3 protein-coding genes are annotated in these 744 nt (G+C 54.2%); 1 reads left to right on the top strand and 2 read right to left on the bottom strand.

Going from position 1 to position 744, the window contains the following annotated elements; all coding sequences use genetic code 11:
- On the bottom strand, positions 1-290 hold a 290-nt coding region (locus Q31b_RS17705), incomplete at its 3' end, for a type II toxin-antitoxin system RelE/ParE family toxin (RefSeq protein WP_146601407.1).
- Positions 287-499: an addiction module protein gene (locus tag Q31b_RS17700; RefSeq protein WP_231617714.1), complete on the bottom strand. Its 213-nt coding sequence runs from the start codon at positions 497-499 to the stop codon at positions 287-289. The genes Q31b_RS17705 and Q31b_RS17700, both read right to left, overlap by 4 nt.
- A gap of 45 nt (positions 500-544) precedes the next feature.
- Here Q31b_RS17700 and Q31b_RS17695 point away from each other — a divergent pair.
- On the top strand, positions 545-744 hold a 200-nt coding region (locus Q31b_RS17695; protein WP_197171747.1), incomplete at its 3' end, for a DEAD/DEAH box helicase family protein.

Here is a 744-nt window from a genome sequence, read left to right as displayed (position 1 = left end):
CGGTCTTGCCATGTCGTCTCATCCCGTCGTCCGTGAAGGATTGCGATCACGAAGAGCGAATCGTCGCGAACAATAAAACTGACAACGTAAGGGAATCGTTTCAAACCGATTTGCCGAACGTCGCGATGAACGATCGCAATACCAAGCGGATTCGATTCGATCCGCCGAAACACTGCCGCCAGTTCGTCCCGAAACTCACGCTCCAAGCCCGGACGCTGGGCTTCGTACCAATCTCTTGCCACAATGATATCGGCCTTCGCACTGGGCTCAATTACCAAACGCAGGGTCATTCGTCACCAAAAAGCTCGGAGCGAACTTGGTCCCAAGACTCACCTTTGTTCGGATCGGCCTCAAATGCCGCCAAGCGTTTATCGAGAATCTCTCTCTGGCTATCGCTAATCGGGGGTGGACCGTCGTCGTTGATGCTGTCCCAGATCCTGCCGATTAGTTGCAGACGATCGACAGCCGACATGTTCAAAATTTCGGACGGAAGTTCCATTTGGCTCACTATATTCTCCTGTGTTAGTGGAGGCGTCATTATACCATGCAACTAAGACCTTACCAACGCGCCGCCGTCAATGCGGTCTACTTGCACCTGCGTCGCTTCGACACCAACCCGGTCGTTGTCATTCCGACCGCCGGCGGCAAAACGCCTACGATCGCGACGATCTGTGACGACGCGGTCAATCTCTGGCAAGGCCGCGTCTTGATCCTGGCTCACGTCAAGGAACTTTTGCAACAAGC

Origin of the sequence: Novipirellula aureliae, from assembly GCF_007860185.1 — a bacterium.
GTDB classification, from domain to species: Bacteria; Planctomycetota; Planctomycetia; order Pirellulales; family Pirellulaceae; genus Novipirellula_A; species Novipirellula_A aureliae.
Note: the sequence above shows the minus strand (reverse complement) of the source record. Positions and strands in the feature narration are given on the sequence as shown.

Excerpts from the sequence above, each read along its gene's own strand:
- Q31b_RS17700 (WP_231617714.1), bottom strand. The coding sequence starts at position 499 with ATGGAACTTCCGTCCGAAATTTTGAACATGTCGGCTGTCGATCGTCTG.